The sequence below is a fragment of the Polynucleobacter sp. es-GGE-1 genome (assembly GCF_018882005.1).
GTDB lineage: Bacteria > Pseudomonadota > Gammaproteobacteria > Burkholderiales > Burkholderiaceae > Polynucleobacter.
In genome coordinates this window covers 189,150-214,252 of sequence record NZ_JACVPE010000003.1, presented here as the reverse complement: position 1 = coordinate 214,252, position 25,103 = coordinate 189,150, and the positions used below count along the sequence as shown (strand labels likewise).

The following is a 25,103-nucleotide window of genomic DNA, read 5'->3' as shown; positions in this document are numbered from 1 at the left end:
TGGATTAGCCGCCTAATTGAGCTAAGCGTTGCAACATTTGATCGGATGTTGTAATCGCTTTACTGTTGATTTCATAAGCGCGTTGGGTTTGGATCATATTGACCATCTCCTCAACCACATTCACGTTAGAGGTTTCAATAAAACCTTGTACTAAAACACCAGTACCGTTCGCACCAGGGTTTGATGGATTTGGTGTACCAGAAGCAGCAGTTTCGGCGTAGAGGTTCTCACCTTTAGCACTCAAGCCAGCTGGGTTAATAAAGGTTGCTAACTGAATTTGACCAACCTGGGTCTGTGCCACGGTATTTGGCAAGGTAACGGAAACGACACCATCGGCTGCAACCGTAACAGTTTGAGCATTTGCTGGAATCGTAATCGGTGGCTGAACGGTATAACCACTAGAAGTCACTAACTGACCAGTGCTATTAATCTGAAAACTACCGTCGCGGGTATATTGGGTTGTGCCATCAGGCATCAATACTTGGTAAAAGCCACTTCCGTTAATCGCGATATCAGTATTGTTGCTGGTTTGCTGTAGGTTACCTTGCGTAAAGATGCGCTCAGTTGCGACTGGCTTTACACCAGTACCAATTTGCATACCAGAAGGGAGTTGGGTTTGTTGTGATGACTGTGCACCAGGCTGACGTAGAGTTTGATAGAGTAAATCCTCAAACACCGCACGTGATTTTTTAAAGCCAGAAGTACTCACGTTCGCCAAGTTATTGGAGATTACGTCCATTTGAGTTTGTTGTGCTTCTAGGCCAGTTTTTGAAATCCAGAGCGAGCGTATCATCTTATTTCCTTTAATTTAGGTGCATCTTGACACATAAAGTCTTAACTTAAATTGAAGAGCTGAGCGGCATGTTGGTCGCTATTCTCAGCATTCTTCATGAGTTGCATTTGAATATCAAAGCTACGCGCCAACGAAATCATATTGACCATGCTATGAATCACGCTCACGTTACTATCCTCCAAGGCGCCATTCACTACCTTAACGGTAGGATCTGCTACAAAACCAGCGCCACTGGCAGATTTAAATAGACCATCGTCACCGCGAACTAAGCTTTTTTCATCAGGATTAGAGAGCTTGATGACATCAATCGGAGTAGAAGGACCACCACTCACAGCAGGATCCACGCTGGATATCGTGCCATCGGCACCAATCGAGATATTGACGTTGGGAGGAATCGTAATCGGACCACCGCCACCGAGAACGTTACGACCACCTGCGGTTTGCAAAATACCATTCTCACTAATTTTGAATGAGCCATTACGGGTCAAACCTTCTGTACCATCAGGGCGTTGCACACTAAACCAACCCTTACCTTCGATTGCTACATCCAGAGTACGTCCTGTTTGCTTAATAGCGCCAGGAGAAAAATCTGTACCGCCTGAGGCATTGACTACAAAAGAGCGTGTATCCAAGCTGCCACCTTGAATCGGTACAGATAAAAAAGAATCAATCTGCGCCTTAAAGCCAGTAGTCGATACGTTAGCCAAATTATTGGAGTTCGTCGCCTGCTGATCCAAGATATGTTGGGCTCCAGTCATTGCGGTATAAATTACACGATCCATGGTTTCTCCTTAGCTTTCTCTGGCATTCAAAGTATTAATGGCCGTCTTAGCCATTCATTCCGATGAGGGTTTGATAGATTTGGTTTTCAATTTTGACCACCTGAGCACTAGCTTGATAAGCCTGCTGGGCTGCCAACAATGCCACCATATCTTGCGTTTGATTCACGTTCGAGCCTTCTAATGCAGAACCCTGAATCTTGCTGCCGACCAGTTGTACGCTACCTAATAAAGGCACACCTGATTTAGAGGTTTCCACCCAGGTATCGTTACCCACTGCTTTTAAACCGGTATAGCTTGGGATGCTTGCCACACCAATTTGCGCGAGTTCACTAGTAAGGCCATCGCTATAAGTACCAATGATGGTGCCCGTTTCGTTAATCGCCATCGTATTTAAATGTGCAATAACGGTACCGGGAGTTTTAGTCGCCACCATCGGAATAGAACCCGTTAAGAAACCAGATGCAGTCACATTAATCGCAGGCTGCTCACCAAATCCAGTAAAAGTCGCTTGGACCCAGCTGGTATTTGCTTGCTGAGCTGGTGTGATGTTTTGACCTAAGTACGTTGTTGGAATATTGGCTGGTATTGCAGCTAAGGTGTTGTAGTTACTCAACACTCCGCCAAACATACCCGTCATGACTGGTGCTGTATTGGCAACGATTGGAGTATTTCCATTCGAAGCGCTGATAGACAGCAGTGTATTTAAGGTGTTATTGCTATTGGTAAACGCTAATGCGCCATTGCTTGCTTGCGCACTCGTTGTTTGTACACCAGCCAATGTGCCATTGAGAACACCATTAGTCACGCTCACACTATTTTTCACAGTGCCATCAGCTAAACCAGTAAATGCTGCTGCCACATTCGCTGACGTTGCACCTGATGTACCAGCGGTAAAGGTAAGCCCTGCAACGGTAACGCTTTCGTTAGCAGCCAGATTATTAAAACTCACTGTATTGTTTGCAGGAGTAAATAATGGGTAATTATTTGTACTTGAATTACTAAAGCGAGCTGCAATCGTTGCCGGTGTATCGCCTGCTTGCAGACCACTAAATAGAGAGGCCACTTGCGCCGCAGTTAATACTTTGCCATCGGTATTGGTATAGCTTAAGCCACCAAAAGTAACAGTGCCATAAGGTGATAGCGGTGAATTAAAGCCAACCGCATCTACTTGATTAGTATTAGCAGAACCAGGGCGAATATCATTTGGTGCTAATGGCAACTTAATAGGTGCACCTGCAATATCGAGTACCTGAAAGCCGGAACCATTGACCAAGAAACCTTCGACGTTCTGAGTGAATTGACCATTGCGGGTATAGACTGTTTGACCTAAAACCGGGTCTTGTAGTGCAAACATGCCTTGACCATTAATCGCCGCATTAAGTGGTACGGTTGTTGTATTGATCGGGCCTTGGGTAAACGATTGCATCACATTTGATGCTAGTACCCCACCCCCAGTTTGTACTGGTGATCCAGAATTAGCGGCATTGAGTTGTCGGGCCAGCACATTGGTAAAGTCAACATGTGAGGCTTTAAAGCCGACCGTTGCACTGTTGGCAATGTTATTGCCCAACACGCTCAAATGTTCTGAGGCTGCATTTAAACCGCTCAATCCTTCGACAAATGACATATAGATCCTTTAGTGATTAACAGTGTTTTGGTAATTAGTGTTTAACTGACAAATTAGCGAATCTGCGCCACATTTGAAATATTGGTGGTCGTGTTGTTATCCAACATGATCTGTGCGCTGGTATTCGCGGTAGGATTGAGAATGCCAGTGACATTAGCCGTTGCTAAGCCAGTTGGATTCACATTCTTACCAGCTACGTTAGCTGCTAGTTGAAATCTATATGAGCCATCTGGTAACTGATTGCCATTGATATCTTTACCATCCCAAGCTAAAGGTACAGTACCGGCAGGTTGTGGGCCCAAGGTCATCACATCGACTGACTGACCTGCGCCGTTCAAAATATTGACCTTCAAGGAAGATGCGGGAGAATCTAGTTGTACACCAAAAGTCGCCTGTCCTTTTGTGAGGTTCAATGTATTACCTGGAACCAGCACACTTTTACCAACCAGACTTGAAGCTTGAAATGCCTGACTCGATTGCATTTGCGACAAGAGAGAGTTCATGGAGCTATTAAGCTTATTGACGCCTTCTACTGTAGAGATCTGCGCCATCTGACTAGTCATCTCCGCACTCTTCATTGGATCAGTAGGATCTTGATATTTCATTTGCGCAACCAACAAGGTCATAAACTGATCCTGGATTTGCGCTGCAGAACTAGCAGATGCGTTCAAGGCTGCCGTAGCACTTCCGCCGATAGATTTAGTGTTGATGCCATTACTTGCGCTATTGCTTGCACTGTTACTGACTGTATTATTTTGAATCGCACTCATCTTTAGTCCCTATTAGTTTTGGCCAATGGTTAATGTTCTTTGCAACATTGTTTTTGCAGCGTTCATGGTTTCAACGTTGTTTTGATAAGAGCGTGATGTTGAAATCATGTTCACCATCTCTTGGGTTGCATTGACGTTTGGCATCGCCACAAAGCCATCTTTATCTGCTAGTGGATTTGCTGGATCGTGCACCATACGTGGTGGCAACTGATCTTCAATTACCTTATTGACTTTGACGCCTTGATGACCAGAGCTACCTACTGGTGTTGCTTCAAAAACAACTTGCTTGGCTTTGTAAGGTTGACCGTTTGAACTAGTAGCACTATCCACGTTCGCTAAGTTACTAGCGACCGTATTTAAGCGCTGCGACTGTGCACTCATCGCTGAACTAGAAATATTAAAAACGTTTTGTAAGGAGGCCATTTGAATTTACCGTTCTATCGAAAAGAATTAGGAAGTAGGACTGAGTGCTGCAGTCATGTCTTTAATCTGGGCATTGAGCATCGTGATATTGGCTTCGTAATGAATCGCGTTATCCACGAAGGCTGTTCTTTCCACCTCACCATCGACCGAGTTGCCGTCAACGCTGCCCTGAATCAAGGGGCGATAGAGTAAGTCTGCTTCATTAACGCCGCCAGTACCCCCGGGAATATGTTTGCCATGAGTAGTCGCGAGCGACATATTGCCGTTAGAGCTCACCGCCGCATTATTAGCAGCACTAGCCACATTGGCTTCTAGGGCTTTTTTGAGTGAGGCAGCAAAGTCGATATCCCGTGCTTTATAGTTCGGGGTATCCGCGTTGGCGATATTGGCCGCTAAAATTTCCTGGCGTTGAGCCCTCACCCGCAGGGCGGTTGCATTAAAATCAAAGAGCGCGTCTAATTTATCCATTTATTTCTCCAATTTCCCTAAAGAAATCCTCAAGTCAGCCGTAATAGGTTATGTAGCATTGCAAATACCTATTAATGGCATTTTCACTAATGTAATTTGCCCGCCCCTTCCTTGATTTGCCAATAAAAGGGGTAATAGTTCGGCTAATTGAGGCATTGACTGGCCCCCAAAATCCTAAAATTATGTTTTCGCCATCCTTTTGGACTGGAATTAAGCATGCATTCCTCATACGAAACGCCCTTTGAATTCAAGAAAAGTACTGAAAAGCCCCTTTTCGGGTCTTTTTTGCGTGGTTTTGAGACCTTGATCATTGGCATGATTGCCAGTGTGTTGCTCTCATTTATGGTGCTCTACCCCAAAATCAGCTGGGCACAGGTACAAAATCAAGCACCAGCCCAAGGACAGAACCCAGGATCTAACTCAGCCACTAACGCTGGTAATCCACCTGCTTTCCAGAATCTGCGCATCATTAATCAAAAAGTGAAAGACTTTTTGACCACCCAAAGTGCCGGCTCCCCTGGCAAACCAGAAATTACCGTTACTCCGATGGAAGAAGGCACGCAATTAACCTATTGCCCTTCTCCAGAAGCCTTTTTTCCCCCAAATAGCGCTGCTTGGGGCAGAACAACAGTGGGCGTGCGCTGCGGCCAACCTAAACCTTGGACCGTGTATGTCCAAGCGAATGTGAGCATCATTGCCAACTATGTTGTCGCCGGAGCCCCAATTGGACAGGGTCAAACCATCTCCGCCAATGAATTACAACTCCAAAAAGGCGATCTCACTACACTCCCAACCGGCATTTTTACGGAATTTAACCGTGTTATTGGTCAAACCGCCAGAATGTCCCTAGTAGCAGGCACAGTCCTCAAAAAAGAAATGCTCAAAATGCCCCTGATTGTGCAAAAAGGGCAATCTGTGAGGGTTTCTAGTGGCGGCAAGGGATTTTCGATTAGCACCGACGGTCAGGCTCTAAATGAAGCCTCAGAAGGTGAACTAGTCAAAGTCAAGGTCAGTAATGGCAGTGTTGTGACCGGAATTGCCAAAGAAAATGGCGTAGTTGAGGTAGGCGGCCAAAGCAAGTAGGCTAACCAATAATTTATATTCTTCTAACGCGCCTAGGAAAGCCGGATTTAGCTAAAGTTAGGCTAGATAAAGCCGTTAGAGAAAATGTAGAAGTAGATCAGGTGATGTGGCAGTAAGTTGTATAGTGTTTTGATAGTTGACTCAAAAAAACTGAGAAACGAGCAGTACCTAAATTAGGCTAAAGTGTTCCCATGAAAATTAATGATTCTTTGAAGACCGCGCTGAACACCGTAGTGGAAAAACCCGCTGCGAGCGAGAGCATCCCTACTTCAACGATTGGGCCTAGTGCTAATTCAGTAAAGCCACCTGCTGCTGATATCACTACACTTTCTAGTCAGTTGCAAGCATTACAAGCGACGATTGCTAATAGCCCAGTGTTTGATTCTAAAAAAGTCGACATGATCCGCAGTGAAATTGAAAGCGGTCAATTCACAGTTGATTCTGGCAAAGTTGCTGATGGCATGATTAACGATGCCGTTGCTCTGCTCAAAAAATAATTAGACGCGTTACGTAATTACGTAACAAACCTAACTACAGTAAGCAAAGCAACAATACACAGAAACTAGGCAAGATCAAAGATCATTATGAGTATTGCCAAAACTACCTTAGTTGATACTTTTACTAACTATGTAAAAGATTTTCAGACAAAAATTAATTCCATTAATACGCAGTTAAAGAATGGCAAAGCCACGCTAACAACTGCGCAGCAAGACGAAGTTACCAAACTTTCTACAGCGGCAAAAAGTTATGCAACACCGCAAGACAGTATTGCGAATGCGCAGAAGACGATTGGGGTTGCGCAAACTGCAATTACTTCCATCTTAAAACTGATGCCGCAGATGCAACAGCTGGCAGCTCAAGCTAGCAACCCTACCCTGGGTTTTTCTGACAGCATTAACCTCAACTTTAGATTTCAACAACTCGTCACTGAGATTGGTAAGCTAGCTACTAAAGCAGGCTTAAATGGCACTAACCTACTCTCCGGTACAGCTGGCATGAATGTCATCATTGGTACTGATAAAACACCTGCCTCAAGATCATTCATTAATAGCGTCAATATCTACGGCATGATGACTACCGGCCTGATGAGTAATATCAAGCTCGATACACCGCAAAACGCTGAAGCAGCAATGAATGCTCTCAATAGCGCTCTAGCCCAGATCAATAATGGTCAAGCCTTGCTCAAGATGACTTCCACACGTCTCGCAGCCCAGGCAGACAAACTTACAGGTCAAGCAAAGACTGCGCAAAATTCGGTCAATGCAATCCAAAACATTGACCCAGTAAAACTTAAGGCTCAATTAGCTGAATTACAAAGTCGTCAAAATATTGACTACCAATTGATTAGTCAGCTGGACCCAAATGCCTATAAGGCTCTCATTGTTGCTAATGCCAAGGCAAACGCAAGCATTTAAGCCCACCATCTAATGATGATTAGTTGCTAATTTATACATGGCAACCTGGAATTAAATCCAAAAAGTACTTAAGTTTTACCAACCCACTCCGTTATAGAATATATAGAACGAAGGCTTCTTCGGAAGTTTTCAAATAGCTAATGTCATAGTTAGCGCCAAGCTCTGTTGATGTGGTCTACGCACTGCGCACTGATGCTTTTCGTAAGTTGGTTTGTTGTTATGCATTTCGCGTAACCAGACTATTTATTGCAATCCATTGTGGATGCATAAATTTATACTAAAGGAAAAGAATCATGCCAATGCCATTATCAGGTTTAGCACTTACTCTGTCATCTTCAGTAAAAGATATTCAGAATCAAGTCGTCGAAGTTCAAAATCAACTCTCTTCTGGCAAGAAAACTCTTAACCCTGCCCAAGATGGTATAGTCACCCGTTTATCAGCTCAGGCTGCAGCATATGGAACGGTTCAAGATAATATTTCAACCGCACAAAATGTGATTAACGTGAGTCAAACTGCGCTAAGTTCTATCGCAACAATCTTGACTCAGATGAAATCTCTAGCAACGCAGGCTAGCAGTTCTGGCCTCAACCAAACTGATTTAACTAGCTTAAATACAACCTTTACTGAGTTGAGAACGCAAATCTCTGGTCTCACAAATGCTGCGACTATCAACGGAAATAATTTACTCCAAGGTACGGACGGTCTTAGTGTTACCACTGGTATTGCAGGAGCTGCAAGTGACTCGACTTCGATTGGCGGCATTGGACTTACTGCTGGTGTGATTGCAAATATTGCCAGCTTAAAAATCAATGCAACCACCACATCTACATCAGTTACCTCAGCAATTACAACTACCTATGCGGCAGCAGCTGGTTCTACCGCTGCAGTTCCGCAAGTAGATACTATGACATTTGCAAATGATTTTTATTCTGGCGACACAGTAACAATTGGTGGCCTTACCTTTACGGCTTCAAGTGATGTAACAAAAGAAAACGTAATAACTGACATTGCAGCATATATCAATAACGGTACTACTTCAGCGTATGGTAATTTTTCACATACAGGAACCAGAGCAGCAGCCCTAACAGCAGGCACCATTCTCAGCGCCACAACTACGACTACAACGCTTTTAGTCTCAAGAACTGGATCAGCAGCAGCAGCTGTACTTTCACCCACTTCTAGTGTATCTACTACGACAGGTGCAGCAAGTGCTGCTACAGCCATTGCCACATTAACTACACAACTAACCACTGTATCTACTGGTCAGTCAAGTTTAAGTGCATCTGCTACTGGTTTAACTGCAAAAACTAAGGCAACTGCAGCATTGCAACAAGGCCTTCAAAACACTGTAGACACAATCCAAAACATTGACGCTACTGCGATGCAGGCTAAGTTACAGCAATTGAACAATCAACAATCGATCGATTATTATTTGGTTAGCCAAATGAATACCGAAGCAGCAGCGATTTTGTCGATTTTCCGTTGATTTAACTAGTGTTTTAGCTGTTTAAGCTTAGAAAAGCCGGGTAATTCCCGGCTTTTTTAATGGATTCAAAGGGTTGATAAACCCTTATAGTTTCCCTAATTATTGATTTTTGTCGTGTATAGGGCCAGGATTTACTAGAGTTTGTACCTGGATTTTACATAAAAAGATTGGATATTTAAGGAAAAAATATCATGAGCAATACAATTACTTCGCTAGCTTCAACACTGACTCAGTCTGTAAATGAGGTGCAAAAGGGCATTGTTGAAACCCAAACCCAACTTGCCTCTGGTAAGGCGACGCTAAATGCCGCTGAAACTGGGGTTGTCAGTCGAATGACTGCTCAAGTAGCGGGTTATGGCTCGGTTACCAAAAACTTAACTGATGCGGGTAGCGCGATTGATGTAGCGCAGTCTGCCTTAACGTCAATCTCTACGATCATGAGCCAGCTTAAAGGCTTGGCCACCCAAGCTTCAAGTGCGGGATTTGCCTCAACCGATCGCGACAGCTTAAATCTGACCTTTCAGAACTTAACAAATCAAATACAACAGTTAGTTACCAGTGCTAGCGTGAATGGCGCCAATCTACTCAATACAGATTTTGGTCTACAAGTGACTACTGGTATTGATGGCACCCCAGATTCTCAAACTCAAGTTAACGCAACCAATGTGGGTGAATTAGTTACGGCTCTAAAGCAGTTATTAATTACTGGCATGCAAATTACCGACCAGACCTTTGCAGCCACGAATTTAACTACTCCTGTGAGCACGATTGTTGGATCAGCCATTGGAACAGTAGCTGGAGCTGTAAATGACTCCACCGTAACAGCACCAATCGTAACCTTTCCAGCAGCCGGCCTTAAAGCGGGTGATTCTTATTCAATGACAGTTAATGGAACACCACAGACAACTATCACCCTTGCTGTTACTAGCGATATGACTGCCGCCCAGTTGGCTACTGCTTTTGCAGACTATATTACATCTGGTTCTTCAACAACTTATGGCAATTTCTCCATCACTGGTACTCGCACTGGTCTAGCTGGAACAGCCTCTGGCAGCGCTCTTAACATCACAGCAGCTGGAGCAACATCAACAACTGCCACATATACCAATCCTGCTAGCAGCCAGACTCAAACTATTACCCTTCCAACTACTAGTATGGCTCAAGGTAATTCTCTGACGATTGGTAATTTAACTTTTACTGCAGGTCCTGGACCAGGAACTAGCGCTGCTGGCATTTCACCATCACAAGTGAGTGCGGCGTTTGCTAACTACATTAATAATGGTGTTCAACCTGATCCAAGCATTGGAACTTTTACCACTACAACAAGTGCGGTTGCTCAAGTTCAAACAATTACTTTCCGTGATTTAGCAATTGGTGATAGCTTCTCTGCTGGTGGATTGACCTTTACCGCTACAGCAACTACAACAGCGGCTCAACTTTCAACAGCATTTCTAGCCAAAATTGGTAACTCCGCTACGCTGAGTCAATATGGTACTTGGAGTGGCTCTAAAGTAGGTGGACTAGGAGCAGCAGTTAGTGCTGGTGGTTCGACAACATCGATTGCGTGGAGCTACAGTGCGGCTGGTGGTCAGTTAACCAATCTTTTGACTACTGGCACCACATCCACCGGTCTTGCTTCATATACCCTTTCGGGCCAGAGCGCTGTAGCAGTGCCTTCAACTATTACAAAAATTGGTATGAACGCTAATACTGGTACGAAGATTACCGGTGGCTCCGCCTACGGTGTCAGCGCAACTGTTACTTCAAGCAACACATTTAGCCTAACAACAATAGATCCACTAACAACAGGCAGCGCTCCTGGCGAAATTGCCTTGCTGTCTCAAAACAGTAATACCACCACCAGAAATACCTTAACATTCACCAACACTAATTTATTGGCTGGTACTGCCAACTTATTTCCTGGTGACAGCGTCACAATTAATGGGCTCACTTTTACTGCATCACAAACTACAACGCCTCAGCAAGTTTTAGACGCTTTCAAGAATGTGATTAATAGCGGCGATACAGGCAATCTATATGGCACCTTTGCCAATACCGATGTTGGTGGTAGCTCTTTAACTGGTAAGGTTTCTGAATTCACCAATTACTTCACTGCTATTGATTTGGGTAATAACGTTTTAGCAATTGATAACAAGCCTGGTAATACCTCAACAGTTCCACCTGAAATCAAATGGAATACCCAGAATGCTGCAATTGCTAATGCTAATAAAGCTACTCAGGTGATTACTGGTCAAATTGATACCGTTTCTACAGCACAAGCATCTCTTGCTGCAGCTACAGCTGGTATTCAAGCTCAATTGAAAAATGCAACTAATATCAAGAATGGTATGCAAAAGACGATTGATGCAATTGCCAATATTGATCCGACTGCTTTGCAGGCTAATCTACAACAATTAAATACTCAGCAAAGCGTTGACTACTATTTGGTAAGTCAAATGAACACCGCAGCGGCTGCAATTTTGTCAATATTCCGTTAATTTGAACACTGATACCCTTTGATTTGCGCTAATGATCATTTCACCATTAGTTCATACAAATCAAAGGGGTTTCAGATAGAATACTTTTAACTAAGAACACAAAATAACGGATAACGAGAGACCATCATGTTTAATAGCAAAAACGCCATTAATGCTTATGTGTCAGTTGATAATAATCTGACTGGTGCTAGCTTTGAAAAACGCTGGTTTGAATCTGTCATTAGCATGGTCAAACGTATCATGGCTGGTGAATTTGATCCTGTAACTAATCACAAAAGATTATTAGAAATCGCTGAAGGCTTGCAGTGGGTGCAAGAGAACCTCAATGAGAAATTACATTCTCAACACCGCACCATGCTCAAGACAATCTATAGCACTAACATTCAGATTCTCAATGGCGCCATTCAGTCACAGAATTTTGAGTATCTTCCCCTGGTCATTGCCTCCATGGAAGTCATCTTGGGCCCCTATAACAAGGGAACCGCTGGAACCATAGCTGCACCAGCTGAGGCTGCAGAGCCAATGAAGCACACTGCTTAATTCTGTAATTCCCCATTCGATTGATATTCAATACACCTAAGCCGTAGCTTAGGTGTATTGCTTTGTGCTATGCATTAATTATCTTACTCAGTTGTATTGAGTAGACTGCTTTAATAGCGGTACCAGATCATGGCGGATTTTATCTAGAGGCGCATCCCAAACGCCCTGCTGCTCTTGTCGGTAAAGCCTTAAGCTAGGATACCAAGGGCTTAAAGTCACACCAGATAGCCAACGCCAATGAGGCGCCTTGGGTAATAAGACCCAACAAGGGATATTCATAGCACCTGCCAAGTGAGCCACTTCATTATCTACTGAGATGATGATGTCACATGCGCTGATAAGTGCTGCTAAGTCATCAAAACCCAATGAGCTATTGAGCTGCTCATATCCATAAACCTGGATCATCAGTTTGGACTGAAGATCTGCAAGCTCTTGATTACTAATACCCTGTTGTAAATTCACGAATTTAATGCCAGGCATGTTTAAAGAAGAGACTAATTGAGTAAGCTCTATGTTGTTTGTTTTGTTGGAATTGCTTGATTTATTAGCTGAGTGATCTTCTTCTTTCCAAGAAATGCCAATGAGTAACTCATCTTGCTTGGCTAGCGTTTCTTTAATGAGGTTTCTTTGCTCAAATTTTGGCTTGAGATACTGAAGTTTGACATTCAGGAAATCATCGATTTGATTTCTAAAGAGTCCAGGTAGATCTCCTAAGGGGATATGAGCATCGTAGAGTGATTCATCTACGGTTTCTGTTGCCGAATAAAAGGTAATTTCTGGCATCGAGCGTTCAAAAATTGGTATTAAACGCGGGTCAATCTGCACCAATAGATTTGGCACCAATCGCTGCATCTCTAGTAGTAAGCCGCCAAAGAGAATATGCTCACTTACGCCCTGCTCTGCCCAAACTAATAGTTTTTTGGCTGTGCTACCGTTTCGCCACTTTGGCTTGCTAGTTTTTAAGGGCTGGGTTGTCAGGCCAAGGCCTTTCCAGCGCCAGTGATACATACCCCAACCCGATTGCAAATTACCATTGAGCAAATACAGCTTTGCCAGGCTATCGTGTGCCGCTCCTAACTGAGGGTCTAGAGCAATCGCCTTTTCTTGGCTCTCAATCGCAGGATAAATCAGGTTTAAGTCTTGATACGCCAGCCCTCGATTAACATAAAAGGTAGCGTCTTCTGGGTCTAACTCAATCGCTGTTTGATATTCTAGTAATGCTTGTTCATACTGCCCTAGCTCCTTAAAGAGATTGCCTCTGTTGGAATAGAGTTTGGCCATGGTTGGCGCAATGCTAATAGCGGCATTAATCGAGACCAAAGCATCTTCTTGGCGCTGGAGATTACGTAATGCCTCTGCAGCATTCGCGTATGTCGTCCAATTTCCAGCTTCAAGTGCGATGGAATGACGGCAGCACTCTAGTGCTAAAGCGTGCTGCCCTAGCTTCATCAGCGCATGGGCTGCATTATTAAAGCATTCTGGCATGGTTGAATTAATCTCAAGCGCTTTGGAGAGTAATTGCACTGCTCTTGAAGGATCTTCATCGGTAACTGCCACTCCGAGCATATGCAGAGCATCAAAATGATGAGGATCATTTTGAAGAATATCTTCGTAAAGTAATTTTGCTTGCTCTACTTCACCTTGCTGGTGAAATATGAAGGCTTTTTCGAAGGATGTACTCATGTGCTTTATTGAATCACTCAGTAGCTAGTTTAATAAACCGCATCATGATCACCAACATTGATCAAAACAATCTCATATTCAGTAATAATCATTTCAATAGTGACTCGGTATTTCAGATTGATCGAAATGCTTTGTAAGCCATCAAGCCTTCCAGATAAACTATGAAGACGCAGAGAAGGATGATGGGGATTGAGCTCTAACAGTTCCAATGCTTTGGCATACTGTGTTTCCACATCAGGATGACGCTTTAGAAACTTCGCAGCGCGCCGGTTGTATTGCTCAGTAAAGATTAACTGCCAACTCATTAGGCTGACTTGTTGATTTGCTTAAGACGTTTAATATGCTCAGCCACGGTTTCTTTAACAAAGCGTCCACCCGCCAAATCAGCCCTGGATTCAGCTAGTGCAGCCTCCAGTTCGCATTCACGTAAATATTGATATTGCTCCTGGCTCATCACCACATACTTCACCTGTCCACGCACGGATACAGGCGCTTCTAGTTGATCTAGTAAAGCTTCCTCAATGGCTTTTATGCCCTTAGTTTTTAAATTATTTGCTACGACGGTACCCATTATCACCCCCTTAATAACACTATTAATAGCATTGTATAGAATATTATTTATGCTGGCAAGGCTCTTGGTTGGGTAAAAATCAATGCCTAACATGGAGAGTTCAAATAGCGGCATTCATTGCGCGTCAATTTGCACAAGTGCCCGGGTACACTGCACTGCTCTTGAAGGATCTTCATCGGTAACTGCCACTCCGAGCTTATGCAGAGCGTCAAAATGATTGGGATCATTTTGGAGAATATCTTCGTAAAGCAATTTTGCTTGCTCTACTTCGCTTTGCTGGTGAAGGGTGAAGGCTTGTTGGAAGGTTGTATTCATAGGCTGTTTTGAATAGCTGGCTGGTTATCTAGCTTGCAAGCTTATAGTCACGCCGACGTTCGAAAGCTTGGTAACTCTCAGCCACTTGCGGATCCGCATATTGCGCTGAAGAATCTACCCCTGCATTGACCCCATCAAGGCCTGGCAAGATTGATATACATTCCAACCACTGATCTCGGTGAATTTTCTCACCAATGAATGGGCGCAAATATTGATCTAAAGCACCAGAATGGGGATATTCAATTTCATGAGTTAATGCTTCTAGATAAGCAGTCTTGTCAGTAGCAATCCAATCAATCGACATATTCGCACGAAAACATAACTCAGCATGAACAAGGAGCATGGCACGTCCATTGTTATCTAGAAATGGGTGACCAAATGCAAACATGCCCATAATAAATCCTGGCCTTACTGCCATTTGTTGTTTGTCTTGAGCGGATGAAAGCCCCTCCTCAATCGCACGCTGACAATCTTTTGGGTGGCAAAAGTACACCTCACCTTTGCTGATGGACCTATCTGGCAAAAGCGTATTTCGATCTTCACCAGCCCAAGGATAAAGACCTAAAAATAGAATGCGGTGAACCTCCAAAAAATCAGAGTACTCAATTCTTTTGCATTGTGCTAAAAAATCCAAAGCAATTGGTAACTGAGCACGAAATAGTTCGTGCTCCGCAATTTTAATGATTTCTATATCTTTTTCGCCAGCGGTGTTGCGCAGATAACCACGTGAAGCATAATCGCCAAATGGATCAAACACGCTTGAGGTCTTTATGGTGTTTGATTACCAGTGCCACCATATCTTTGGGGGTCATTTTTCCTGAGCGTGTAAGAGCGACCAGTAAATCATCGGTTGAGTCACTCTTTACTTTATCACCGGCTAATTCAGTAACTGAACTCGCCCAACGATCTGCATAGATGGGATTAAATACAACGCCCTCACTTTTTGCCAAACTCTTGACATATCGAGCGGTTGGCGTCAAACGAGTTCGCTTACTGAGGCGTATGAATTGATCGCGCAAGTTTTTTACTCTCAAAGAAGCGCTTGCTAGCAACGCTTCCTTACCCAATTCCAACACCTTAGAAGGCTTAGCGTAAACACCTCGATCTAGCTTTTCAATAAGGCCACTATCAACCAAAGAACGCAGGGCATCAGAAACTTGACTAGGGCTGCCAAAAGACTTGGTGTCTAAGCGCAATAAAAGCCCATCTCGACGCGGGCGAAGGGATTGCAAGATGCGGCCTTTAATGTCCATGTGGTTATTGTAATTTAGATGTAAATATAAAGCAATATCAATAACTTAAAGAATTACTATATGCCGGTTTAAAGATCCATAAATTGGGGGGATAGTGTTCAATGCCGCATAAGACTAGATATTTTTCCACATCCAAACATCATCTCAACTTCAGCATATTTTTACTCGCCTCAATCCCCTGCTCGATCACGATTTGATAAGGAGCAGCTAGTGTGGGTAGCATCAACATGATTACTAAGAATCCAACCAATAGGGTTAGTGGAAAGCCGATACCAAAAATATTGAGCTGCGGTGATGATCTTGTCAAAATACCTAAAGCTAGATTAGTAATGAGTAACGTCGCCACAATCGGTAGTGAGAGTTGCAAAGCGATACTGAATAGCTTAGCGCCCCACAGAGCAATCATCATGCCATCCACCATATGCGCTTGTGCTGTGACGGGGAAGTCATAAAAGCTCTGCAGCAATGCAGAAATCATGATCAAGTGGCCATTCATACTTAGGAAGACTAAGAGTGCCAAGATACCCATGAGCTGACTAATCACCACGGTTGTGCCGCCTGACTGAGGATCGTAATTGGTTGCAAAACCAAAGCCCATGGTCATGCCACTCACCTGCCCGGCAAACTCAATCGCACTAAAGATAATCTGCGCCATAAAACCGATTGCCAAGCCTATGATCAATTGCTCGGCAACAATCAAAACACCACTCAAGGAGAGTAAGTCAATGTCTGGCATTACTGGTGCTGCAGGCGCAATCACCATGGCGAGCAAAATACCCATAGCCACTTTAATTTGCGGTGAGACAGCTTGATTACCAAAAAAGGGGGCGATGGCTACAAAGCCCAGAATCCGCGTGAGCGGTATTAAGATCGTGACAACCCAAGCTTGGATGAGTTCGCTATTGAGCGTCAGCATGGGTAAGAATGAATGGTGTTAGCCCATCAAGAGCGAGAAATTACTAAACATACCCCGCATATAGGTCACTAATACTGAGATCATCCAAGGCCCTGCGATGAGGAGTGTCAGCAAGATACCCAGCAGCTTTGGAATAAAAGACAAAGTCGCTTCGTTAATTTGAGTGGCTGCTTGAAATACCGAAATAATCAAACCGACTAGCAGAGAAACTAAGAGCAAAGGTGCGCCGACTAGTAAGGTGGTCTCCATTGCAAGGCGTCCGATATTCATTACTGATTCTGGTGTCATGACTTTTGTCCTGGTCCTATTATTTATTTTTTCTATTTTTTATCTGTTTGATTATTTAGTTTTTGCTGCCACCACTTAGGATGCAAAGCTAGCTGCTAAGGAGCCCAATAAGAGCTGCCAGCCATCTACCAATACGAATAGCATCAGCTTAAAGGGCAAGGAAATAATCGCCGGCGAGACCATCATCATGCCCATGGCCATCAGCACACTGGCGACCACCATATCAATGATCAAAAAAGGAATAAAAATACTAAAGCCAATCTGAAAGCCGGTTTTTAACTCACTGGTCATAAAGCTAGGCACCAAAACACTCATCGGAATATCTTCAGGTGAGGCAACTTTCTTGCCAGACATATTTAAGAACAAAGCCAGATCGGTTTCACGGGTTTGTTTGAGCATGAACTCTCTAATCGGGACTGAACCTTTTTCTAAAGCCTGCTGCATCGTGATCTTGTTTTCATTGAGCGGCTGATACGCCTCGTTATAGACTCGATCAAACACCGGGCCCATCACAAAGAAGGTTAAGAATAGCGCTAAGCCTAATAAGATTTGGTTTGGTGGGGTTGCTTGCGCACCAATCGCCTGGCGCAAGAGTGAAAGCACAATAATGATGCGGGTAAAGCTGGTCATCATTAATAAGACGGTTGGCAAAAAGGATAATGAAGTCAACAGAATCAGAGTCTGCAGACTCAAGCTATAGTTTTGACTGCCACCAGGTCCAGCGGAGCTGGATAAAACATTCAATGATGAATTATTGGCTGCATAACTGGGAATCGTGTAGAAAATACAAGCCAAGGCAAAGCCCAAGCACAGCGCCCAAAATATAGTCTTGGCATTGAGATGGATGGGCTTTATTTCATTGAGATCATTCATTGCCATCACCCACTCTGAGGACTTTACGTAAAAAACGCTTCACATTTTCTTTATGAAACTTGGCAGAATTGGTTTGAGGCTTAAAACTGCTTTGTATATTGCGCGGCTCTTCTTGGTATTTAGATGAAGGAGTTGACTGCTCTTCATCAAATTCAGATCTGAATTGAAAACGGGGTTCGGATTGGCGTTGCTCACGACCGCCCTGCTTAGTAGATGGTGCAGTCTCATCTTCATAGAATGGCGCTTCATCGTAGCCATCACTAAAGTCAAGATCTGCCACCTTAAAGTTGGCCAAGCTATTGACCTGACCTGAAGCCACGCCAACAACCACCCAATTGCCACCAATTTCAACGACTACCACACGCTCACGCGGACCGACACTCACGCCACCGACAATTTTGGCAACCGATTGATTGCCAATCTTGGCATGATTGAGTTTTTTCATCGCCCACGCTAAACCAGCGATTAAGGCTAATACCAATAACAAACCCAGAATCACTCGAAATGGTCCACCGTCAGACTCTGGAACACGAGTGACCTGAGCTAGCGCTACTTCAGCAAAGAAGAAGCTTGCGAGTATTGCCCAGTTTGGTGTTTTCAGGATGGTCATCGTGCTGTTTTCTGGCTTATTGAGCTTGTATGGTTTGATGATTGATTGATTTATTTATTAAGCTTGCGAATACGCTCGATTGGGGTAATGATTTCAGTCAGGCGAATACCAAACTTTTCATTAATTACGACCACTTCACCTTTAGCAATCATCGTGCCATTGACGAGGATATCCATCAAATCGCCAGAGTTAGCATCTAATTCAACAATAGAGCCCTGTGTCAGTTGCAAAAGTGACTTAATTGGAATTTTGGTGCGGCCGATTTCTACCGAGAATTGGACCGGAATATCTTTAATGAATTCCAAATCCTTTTCTTGTGGCAGGGACTTGTCGGCCCCTTCCAACTCATTAAATACTTCGGCACCCGTTTGATTGCCGGATTCAATTTCATTTGCCATCATTGGCTCCTTTAATATATTCAGATGCGTCAGGTTTCAAGAGTTTTTCAACTCGCAATGCGTATTGATTGTTATAAATGCCATAACGGCAAGATAAGACAGGCACGTTATCTACCGTTACCGGTATTTCTGCTGAATAAGGGAAGGGAATGACGTCGCCGCTCTTTAAGGCAATGATTTCTTCCATCAGCATGGTTTTATTGCCTAAATTAGCAACCACCTCTACTTCAACTGCTTCTACCTGTTGAAGCAAGGTCTCTTCCCAAACATGATCATGCTCAGCAACCATACCCTGAGTCTGGGATGTCAGAATATCCATGATTGGCTCGAGCATCATATAAGGGATGCATAAGTCAATCTCGTAGCTGGCTTCACCAATCACCAGTGTAAATGTGGTGGTTGACATCAATTCACTTGCCATAGCGATATTCACAAATGACAAATTCATTTCTGAGCTCACGTGATCACATTCGATCTCGTAGGCCGGGGCCCATGCTTCTTGATATGAAGCAAAGAAAGTCTTTAATAAAGTACCCACAATCCGCATCTCAGTAGCCGTGAACTCGCGACCCTCGATGGACACTGGGAAGCGAGCTCCACCGCCAAAAAGATTATCGACGGTGTACAACACCAAATTGGGATCGATGATCAACAAACCAGTACCACGTAGTGGTTTGAGTTTGATCAAATTAATATTACTTGGTTGACTATGTTTGGATAGTAGCTCACCATACTTACAGGTTGTTGTTGCTGAGGTCTTTACTTCTATAAGCGTGCCAAATAAGTTAGAGGCGGTAATTCTCAGCAAACGAATAAAACGTTCATGAACCGTTTCAATCGTGGGCATACGGCCACGAACTAGGCGCTCTTGGGTGCCTAAATTAAAAGTCTTCGCTGGTGCACCCTGCAGGCTTTGCTCCTGCATTTGAGCATTTTTTTGCTCTTCAGTGAGCTCAACGTCTTTTAACAGCTCGTCAAGTTCACCTTCGGTGAGATTCTCATCTGCCATGATGGGCTCTTACTTACTGAATAATGAAAGAAGTGAAATAGACGCCAGTGATTTTTTGTTCTGTCTCACTACCGCTAAATGGTTTTTGGAGTTGCTCAATAATCTCAGTCATCAAGGCATTCTTACCTTCAACTGAAGTGATTTCTGAAGCTTTTTTATTGGTGAGAATTAACAAAATACGACTTCTCAACTCAGGCATACGCGCTTTCAAACTGGCGCTCATCTCTTCAGAAGGCACTTGTAAGTTCAAAGTAGTTTGTAGGTATTGTTGCGGCTCTGTACTCTCAGGGCGCAAGTTCACTGTGAACACTTCCAAAGGTACAAAAATCTGGAGTTCTGGAACCTTTGGCTTGGAGGATTCTGCCGACTTAGAATCGGCTTTCATGACCAAGAAATAGTAAGCTGCCCCGCCACCGATGGCCAATGCGAGCACCACACCTAGGATGATGAATAACATCTTTTTAGATTTGGGCTTAACCGGTTGTTCGTTCTCTGCCATTTACCGCTCCATTGTGAAAATTATTCCTCATTATCAATGGAATTGATGACACTAGATACTTAGAAAAGAGGGAGAAACACCCCTTATAAAGGCGTTTAGAGGCTATTTTTGAAGCTTCTTAAGAGGTTTACTGGAGACTAAATTCCCTTAAAAGGGAGTATTCAGTAAAACTTAGGCCGAAGTAATGAAACTAGCCCCTGGGAAGGCAGCAGGCTGAGCTTGATAAGGGTGACGTGGCATCATTTGACCGGCAGAAGCAGTCATACCAGCTAATGCAGACATCTCATTTTTAGGCGTACTCGGGGTTTGTGAGCTCAGTAAACCATGTAACAAAGTACTGGCTGCTGCATCACCCAATTTAGAAATACCAAAAGAGGCGCCAGGCATGGCAACGGAGGCAACTGCTAAACCACCAGACAGCGTTTTACCTAAAAAGCTACCCAATCCATCCATAAAACTGGATAAAGGCTCGCCCACAGAAGATTTGCTATTTCCGGGTGCACCATGAAATTCAGCAGAAACCCCTTTAGCTAGAAAGCCGGAGTTCAGTGAATTACCAAAAGAGCTAGGTAGGTTGCCTAAATTAGTCATCATCTGATTTTAGAGGGATGGGCAGGATTCAAATCGGAGAATAAAGGGGGTTTTTGCTCTCAATTCTGAATTTTGTGCAGGCTCTAGAAGGATGATTTGACTATTCATGACCAGCTTCAAAGCTTATCTTGCCACTGAATCGGCGAGCCAACATGCTCATATTCCTCAGTCTGAGGGTTATAAAAAGTCATTGCCCAACTAGGATACTCACGGGTGCTAATTTCACCCTCCTGGATCACGCTTACTAGGGTGTGACGAGAATCTTGCTCAATTTTGCCAAAAAGTCCTTTCACAGCCAACTCCTCACCTTCGAGGACTTCCATGAAATTACCATCCTTAAATACCAACATACCAGTGATACCCACCTTGGTATTTTCACTGCTCATCACAAAAGCCATATCCAGAAACTTTTCTCGAGTAAAAGTCTCTGTAGCAGAGCTGACGTAGATGAGTTGATAAATAGCCATAAAAATTAGACGAATACGCTAACAGTGCCATCGTACTGCATCGGCAGGCCCTGAGCTTTGCTACCCTTGGGTGCTTGATCATTGAGCACTTGGCTCAAAGCATTTTGATGTTCTGATGAAAGGTCAAAATTGGCACCAGACTCGGCCTGAGAAGCTAGAGCGCTCGCCTGACTCTCTTCATAACTAAGCCCAGAGCGGACATCCGCCTGCTCCAAAACGAGATCTGCTTGACTCATCGAGCTACGCAACTGCTCTAAGCCGTCTTGCAAGGCTTGGCGTACATCGGCATTGTTCGATACAAAAGTCGCATTCACCTGATGATCTTTAACGGTAATCACAATTTTTAGAAGTCCAAGATTGTCAGGATTGAGATTTAAAACAGCTAAATGCATATTAGCACCAACCATCAAAATCATTCTCTGTGAGATCTCCTCGCTCCACTGTAAAGAACCAAACTGGGCATGCACTTGACCATGCACCGTATTGGCTTGAATAGGTGCATTACCAAACTCTGATTCACCACCAGTATCCGCTTGACTGCCTTGCCCCTGATTTTCTGATGCAGAGATTCCCATGGCAGTAATCGCCTCGGTTGCTAGATTTGTACTCTTTTTAGCTGCCAACTGATCTTTCTCTGGCATCTCAAACGTCGCATTTTTGGATAGCGCTTGGGTAGGACCTTGGCGTCTAGCCTGCGCTTGCAGAATCTCAGCATCAGCATTCAACCCCGGCTCTCTCGAAATCACCCGCATATTTTTGGCTTGCGCTTGCATTTCAGCTAGCTTGGCATAAGCGAACTCAGTACGAGGCTGCGTAATCTGAGGATTTTGCACTGTGCTTGTCTGAACAGAATGGATCTCGCCTGCCTTAGCAATGTTGATAAAGGCATCGGCTTGCCTACTCACAGCAGCCCTCACCTCTTCCTGGTGAGAATTATCCTTGGCTTGCAATTTGCTAGCCTGCACAACATTAGGCGAAAGTAATTGCGCGGTATTCACCGTGTTTTTAGCATCTAGCTCTTGAAATACTTTGACTTGAGAAGAAAGTAATTGACTAAAGATGGGCAAAGTCGCTGCACCCGCTTTAGCATTAGAAGATCCGCCAGCCTCCTGCCCAACACTATTGTTGAGTAAGGATTGGGTTTGCGCTTTGAGATCAATATTCATGGCGATCTTTTTTATACACCAGAGTGATTGGCCGATAAAAAGCGGCGTTGATTGCTACTGAACTCATCCATTTGCTTCTGCTCGCGCCTATTCGCTAACTTTTGCATTTGCAATTGATTTCTTTCGATGATGACTTCGTATGATCTTTTTTTAGCCTGACATTTTTGCCAGTACGCTAAATGGTGTTTGACGATTTCTTCGTATTGATGAATGGCACCACCCTGACTAACGATGGCCTGATCTAAATTCTTCAAGAAGAGCATGTAATTTTGCAGATCTGTAGCGCTAACCCCTTCAAGTGATAAAGCATTGCGCTGAGCAATATATTCATCGCGATAGGTTTGCAAGCGAGTTTCTTGTTCACGCGCCTGCGCGACATCACGATTCGCTTTAGCTAATCTTTCGGCTGCCTTATCCAGATTTCGTTTAGAAAGCTCTAAGAGGGTATTCATGCCATTCAGAGTGTTCGCCATGCTTAGCCTTGCTGCGTAATAATCTGATTAAGCTGCTCAATACTTTCCTGGGTGTTGCACTGTGTCGCAAAATCTTGCTGCAAGAAGCTTTCAATCATTATGCGTTTCTGAATCGCTTCATCCAAAACGGCATCCGCTCCAGGTACATAAGCACCCACATTGATCAGATCTTGATTGCGACTATATTTCGAGCTGAGCTGTTTGAGCTTACGAGCCGATTGTTGATGTTGCGTATCCACAATACTATGCATGACGCGACTAATCGACTGCTCAATATCAATGGCTGGGTAGTGCCCTGCTTCGGCTAAAGTTCTATCTAGCACAATATGGCCATCTAAAATCGCTCGTGCTGAATCGGCAATCGGATCTTGTTGGTCATCACCTTCTGTCAAGACAGTATAAAAAGCAGTAATCGAACCACCACCAACATCACTATTGCCAGCACGCTCAACCAACTTAGGGAGTTTTGCAAATACCGAAGGCGGATAACCCTTAGTTGCAGGCGGCTCACCGAGAGCCAAAGCGATTTCACGTTGCGCCATAGCAAAGCGGGTTAATGAATCCATGATCAGCAATACATGTTTACCTTGACTACGGAAATGTTCTGCAACCGTGGCTGAATAATTAGCGCCTTGCAAACGCATGAGGGGTGAAGCATCCGCAGGCGCTGCAATCACCACTGACCGTGCTAAACCAACCTCACCCAAAATATGCTCAATGAATTCTTTTACTTCGCGGCCACGCTCACCAATCAAGCCGACGACGATGACATCAGCATCGGTATAGCGGGCCATCATGCCAAGCAGCACACTTTTACCAACGCCGGAGCCTGCAAATAGGCCCATCCGCTGACCACGTCCTACTGTCAGCAGACTATTAATTGCCTTCACACCAACATCTAAAATAGTGTCAATCGGAGCACGCTTTAAAGGATTAATCGGCTCTGACTGCAAAGGAGCAAAATGATCCGCCTGTAGAGGGCCTAAGCCATCTAAAGGCACGCCTGCGGCATCAAGTACACGACCCAAGAGATGATCGCCCACTGGCAAGCGGGTTACACGAGTTTCACTCTGATTAGAATCATCATTGAGATCAAAGGGCTTATGAAATTGTGAAGTACGCACTGGTATAGACTTCAAGATCACTTTGGCGGATGGAGCAATACCTTCGATATTGCTTTGAGGCATCAAAAATAAGCGTCCATGATCAAAGCCAACGACTTCGGCTTCAACCTGCTGTCCATCACCCATTGGAATCACGCAAACACTACCAATCGGTAAAAATATGCCACCCGCTTCAATCACTAAACCAGTCACCTTCGTGACACGTCCAGCCACTTCAACATTATCGACAGTCGATACTGCGCTAGAGCAATGACGTAAATAATTACTGAGAAGCCCGTCTAGATTCAGGTGAGCATGATCACTGCCGATTGAATCCAAGGGGTTCGCGATGCTCATGATTTCTCCACCAGCCAATCATGGTTCTGACCTAAGGCATCACAAATTAAGCGCCAGCGATTTTCATGCGTAGCATCTACGGTGTTGCCTGATGTTTCAATGATGCAAGCGCCACGCTCAATCCGAATATCTTCTTCTATCTGCCAATTACTTAATTCAGCTTGTAAATATTTCTGCACAATCTGCACATCTTCAGGGTTTAACTTGAGATGGAGTGGCCCTTCGCTATCGATCAGGCTATTGGTAGCTTGTCGCAATATGGGTAAGATGGCTTCTTGATTGATCTTGAGATGCTCTTTGAGCATTGCTTTAGCAATATCTAGAGATAAGGCTAATACGTCTTCACACAAGACCTTACTTTTCTCTTTGGCGGTATTCGAAAATCCATTCATCAGATTTTTCAAATCGGCTTGTTCAACTGCCAATTTTTCATTCGCCATATTCATGCCGGCTTCGTGACCGCTTTTCATGCCACGGTCATAGCCATCCAAATAGGCTTTATCTAAAATCTCCTTGATTTTCTCAGGAGAAAAACTCATCGATTGAGCAGGACTAGGTTCGGGCTTAACAGCCGGCTTAGTTGGGATCAGATCAGTAAAAAAGGATTCGCCTATTGCTTTAGGCCAGGCGCGAGAAGTTTCCATA

Annotated in this window: 31 protein-coding genes; 6 read left to right on the top strand and 25 right to left on the bottom strand. The window is 44.0% G+C overall.

The genetic code is table 11. From position 1 onward, the window contains the following. Positions 1-4 precede the first annotated feature (4 nt). Genes flgG through flgB form a run of 6 tightly spaced genes read right to left on the bottom strand, consistent with a single transcriptional unit; the run spans position 5 to position 4,863 of the window. Complete coding sequence (flgG, locus tag ICN35_RS03185) at positions 5-793, bottom strand: flagellar basal-body rod protein FlgG (RefSeq protein ID WP_088526011.1); 789 nt, start codon at positions 791-793, stop codon at positions 5-7. 41 nt (positions 794-834) lie between these two features. Then, positions 835-1,575 carry a flagellar basal-body rod protein FlgF gene (gene flgF, locus ICN35_RS03180; RefSeq protein ID WP_088526012.1) on the bottom strand — a complete coding sequence of 247 codons (741 nt, stop codon included), beginning with the start codon at positions 1,573-1,575 and terminating at the stop codon, positions 835-837. 46 nt (positions 1,576-1,621) lie between these two features. Next, a complete protein-coding gene (locus tag ICN35_RS03175) occupies positions 1,622-3,202 on the bottom strand; it encodes a flagellar hook-basal body complex protein (RefSeq protein ID WP_216124230.1) in 1,581 nt (526 codons plus the stop codon). 53 nt (positions 3,203-3,255) lie between these two features. Continuing rightward, positions 3,256-3,972 (bottom strand): flagellar hook assembly protein FlgD, encoded by a 717-nt coding sequence (locus tag ICN35_RS03170; RefSeq protein WP_216124229.1) that lies wholly within the window; start codon positions 3,970-3,972, stop codon positions 3,256-3,258. Positions 3,973-3,984: 12 nt separating this feature from the next. Further along, complete coding sequence (gene flgC / locus ICN35_RS03165; RefSeq protein ID WP_088526015.1) at positions 3,985-4,395, bottom strand: flagellar basal body rod protein FlgC; 411 nt, start codon at positions 4,393-4,395, stop codon at positions 3,985-3,987. Between the two features lie 27 nt (positions 4,396-4,422). Then, a complete protein-coding gene (flgB, locus tag ICN35_RS03160) occupies positions 4,423-4,863 on the bottom strand; it encodes a flagellar basal body rod protein FlgB (protein WP_088526016.1) in 441 nt (146 codons plus the stop codon). A gap of 216 nt (positions 4,864-5,079) precedes the next feature. Here flgB and flgA point away from each other — a divergent pair, with 216 nt between their 5' ends. The 6 genes from flgA to ICN35_RS03130 all read left to right on the top strand — a co-directional run bounded on the left by flgA (position 5,080) and on the right by ICN35_RS03130 (position 11,886). After that, positions 5,080-5,946, top strand: coding sequence for a flagellar basal body P-ring formation chaperone FlgA (flgA, locus tag ICN35_RS03155; RefSeq protein ID WP_216124225.1), 867 nt, complete (start codon positions 5,080-5,082; stop codon positions 5,944-5,946). 191 nt (positions 5,947-6,137) lie between these two features. Next, a complete protein-coding gene (gene flgM / locus ICN35_RS03150) occupies positions 6,138-6,443 on the top strand; it encodes a flagellar biosynthesis anti-sigma factor FlgM (protein ID WP_216124223.1) in 306 nt (101 codons plus the stop codon). Positions 6,444-6,530: 87 nt separating this feature from the next. After that, positions 6,531-7,361 (top strand): hypothetical protein, encoded by an 831-nt coding sequence (locus ICN35_RS03145; protein WP_216124221.1) that lies wholly within the window; start codon positions 6,531-6,533, stop codon positions 7,359-7,361. A gap of 293 nt (positions 7,362-7,654) precedes the next feature. Beyond that, complete coding sequence (locus ICN35_RS03140; RefSeq protein WP_216124220.1) at positions 7,655-8,848, top strand: flagellin; 1,194 nt, start codon at positions 7,655-7,657, stop codon at positions 8,846-8,848. A gap of 191 nt (positions 8,849-9,039) precedes the next feature. Then, positions 9,040-11,346 (top strand): flagellin, encoded by a 2,307-nt coding sequence (locus ICN35_RS03135; RefSeq protein WP_216124218.1) that lies wholly within the window; start codon positions 9,040-9,042, stop codon positions 11,344-11,346. Between the two features lie 126 nt (positions 11,347-11,472). Continuing rightward, positions 11,473-11,886 (top strand): hypothetical protein, encoded by a 414-nt coding sequence (locus ICN35_RS03130; protein ID WP_088526022.1) that lies wholly within the window; start codon positions 11,473-11,475, stop codon positions 11,884-11,886. A gap of 87 nt (positions 11,887-11,973) precedes the next feature. Here the strand turns inward: ICN35_RS03130 and ICN35_RS03125 are convergent, their stop codons facing one another. The 19 genes from ICN35_RS03125 to ICN35_RS03035 all read right to left on the bottom strand — a co-directional run bounded on the left by ICN35_RS03125 (position 11,974) and on the right by ICN35_RS03035 (position 25,102). Next, positions 11,974-13,569, bottom strand: a complete 1,596-nt coding sequence (locus tag ICN35_RS03125) for a tetratricopeptide repeat protein (RefSeq protein WP_216124216.1) — start codon at positions 13,567-13,569, stop codon at positions 11,974-11,976. A gap of 29 nt (positions 13,570-13,598) precedes the next feature. Next, positions 13,599-13,874 carry a hypothetical protein gene (locus ICN35_RS03120; protein WP_216124214.1) on the bottom strand — a complete coding sequence of 92 codons (276 nt, stop codon included), beginning with the start codon at positions 13,872-13,874 and terminating at the stop codon, positions 13,599-13,601. Continuing rightward, complete coding sequence (locus ICN35_RS03115; protein WP_215320182.1) at positions 13,874-14,140, bottom strand: hypothetical protein; 267 nt, start codon at positions 14,138-14,140, stop codon at positions 13,874-13,876. Before ICN35_RS03115 ends, ICN35_RS03120 begins: the two co-directional genes overlap by 1 nt. A 114-nt stretch (positions 14,141-14,254) precedes the next feature. Then, a complete protein-coding gene (locus tag ICN35_RS03110) occupies positions 14,255-14,455 on the bottom strand; it encodes a hypothetical protein (RefSeq protein ID WP_216124212.1) in 201 nt (66 codons plus the stop codon). A 28-nt stretch (positions 14,456-14,483) separates the two neighbouring features. Next, positions 14,484-15,212, bottom strand: coding sequence for a Fic family protein (locus tag ICN35_RS03105; RefSeq protein WP_216124210.1), 729 nt, complete (start codon positions 15,210-15,212; stop codon positions 14,484-14,486). Then, the gene (locus ICN35_RS03100; RefSeq protein WP_216124208.1) at positions 15,205-15,708 is read right to left on the bottom strand and encodes a DUF4423 domain-containing protein; all 504 of its coding nucleotides are present in this window, start codon (positions 15,706-15,708) and stop codon (positions 15,205-15,207) included. The genes ICN35_RS03105 and ICN35_RS03100 overlap by 8 nt, the downstream gene beginning before the upstream one ends. A 139-nt stretch (positions 15,709-15,847) precedes the next feature. Beyond that, positions 15,848-16,624: a flagellar biosynthetic protein FliR gene (gene fliR, locus ICN35_RS03095; protein ID WP_215296739.1), complete on the bottom strand. Its 777-nt coding sequence runs from the start codon at positions 16,622-16,624 to the stop codon at positions 15,848-15,850. Between the two features lie 18 nt (positions 16,625-16,642). Then, a complete protein-coding gene (gene fliQ, locus ICN35_RS03090) occupies positions 16,643-16,912 on the bottom strand; it encodes a flagellar biosynthesis protein FliQ (RefSeq protein WP_088524967.1) in 270 nt (89 codons plus the stop codon). Between the two features lie 75 nt (positions 16,913-16,987). Beyond that, complete coding sequence (fliP, locus tag ICN35_RS03085) at positions 16,988-17,791, bottom strand: flagellar type III secretion system pore protein FliP (protein ID WP_255535687.1); 804 nt, start codon at positions 17,789-17,791, stop codon at positions 16,988-16,990. Next, entirely contained in the window at positions 17,778-18,395 is a 618-nt protein-coding gene (gene fliO, locus ICN35_RS03080) for a flagellar biosynthetic protein FliO (RefSeq protein WP_088524968.1), read from the bottom strand. Before fliO ends, fliP begins: the two co-directional genes overlap by 14 nt. A 50-nt stretch (positions 18,396-18,445) precedes the next feature. Beyond that, the gene (gene fliN / locus ICN35_RS03075; protein ID WP_216124207.1) at positions 18,446-18,796 is read right to left on the bottom strand and encodes a flagellar motor switch protein FliN; all 351 of its coding nucleotides are present in this window, start codon (positions 18,794-18,796) and stop codon (positions 18,446-18,448) included. Then, positions 18,783-19,802, bottom strand: a complete 1,020-nt coding sequence (fliM, locus tag ICN35_RS03070) for a flagellar motor switch protein FliM (protein ID WP_215296737.1) — start codon at positions 19,800-19,802, stop codon at positions 18,783-18,785. Before fliM ends, fliN begins: the two co-directional genes overlap by 14 nt. A 13-nt stretch (positions 19,803-19,815) precedes the next feature. Then, a complete protein-coding gene (gene fliL / locus ICN35_RS03065; RefSeq protein WP_216124204.1) occupies positions 19,816-20,301 on the bottom strand; it encodes a flagellar basal body-associated protein FliL in 486 nt (161 codons plus the stop codon). A 171-nt stretch (positions 20,302-20,472) separates the two neighbouring features. Continuing rightward, on the bottom strand, positions 20,473-20,892 hold the full coding sequence (locus ICN35_RS03060) for a hypothetical protein (protein WP_216124200.1): 420 nt from the start codon (positions 20,890-20,892) through the stop codon (positions 20,473-20,475). Between the two features lie 116 nt (positions 20,893-21,008). Beyond that, positions 21,009-21,359 (bottom strand): BLUF domain-containing protein, encoded by a 351-nt coding sequence (locus tag ICN35_RS03055; RefSeq protein ID WP_088524973.1) that lies wholly within the window; start codon positions 21,357-21,359, stop codon positions 21,009-21,011. A 5-nt stretch (positions 21,360-21,364) separates the two neighbouring features. Continuing rightward, a complete protein-coding gene (locus tag ICN35_RS03050; protein WP_216124199.1) occupies positions 21,365-22,525 on the bottom strand; it encodes a flagellar hook-length control protein FliK in 1,161 nt (386 codons plus the stop codon). A gap of 11 nt (positions 22,526-22,536) precedes the next feature. Continuing rightward, positions 22,537-22,998, bottom strand: coding sequence for a flagellar export protein FliJ (fliJ, locus tag ICN35_RS03045; protein WP_216124192.1), 462 nt, complete (start codon positions 22,996-22,998; stop codon positions 22,537-22,539). Positions 22,999-23,000: 2 nt separating this feature from the next. Then, complete coding sequence (gene fliI, locus ICN35_RS03040; protein ID WP_216124190.1) at positions 23,001-24,458, bottom strand: flagellar protein export ATPase FliI; 1,458 nt, start codon at positions 24,456-24,458, stop codon at positions 23,001-23,003. After that, complete coding sequence (locus tag ICN35_RS03035; protein WP_215296731.1) at positions 24,455-25,102, bottom strand: FliH/SctL family protein; 648 nt, start codon at positions 25,100-25,102, stop codon at positions 24,455-24,457. The genes fliI and ICN35_RS03035 overlap by 4 nt, the downstream gene beginning before the upstream one ends. Between the last annotated feature and the right edge of the window lies 1 nt (position 25,103).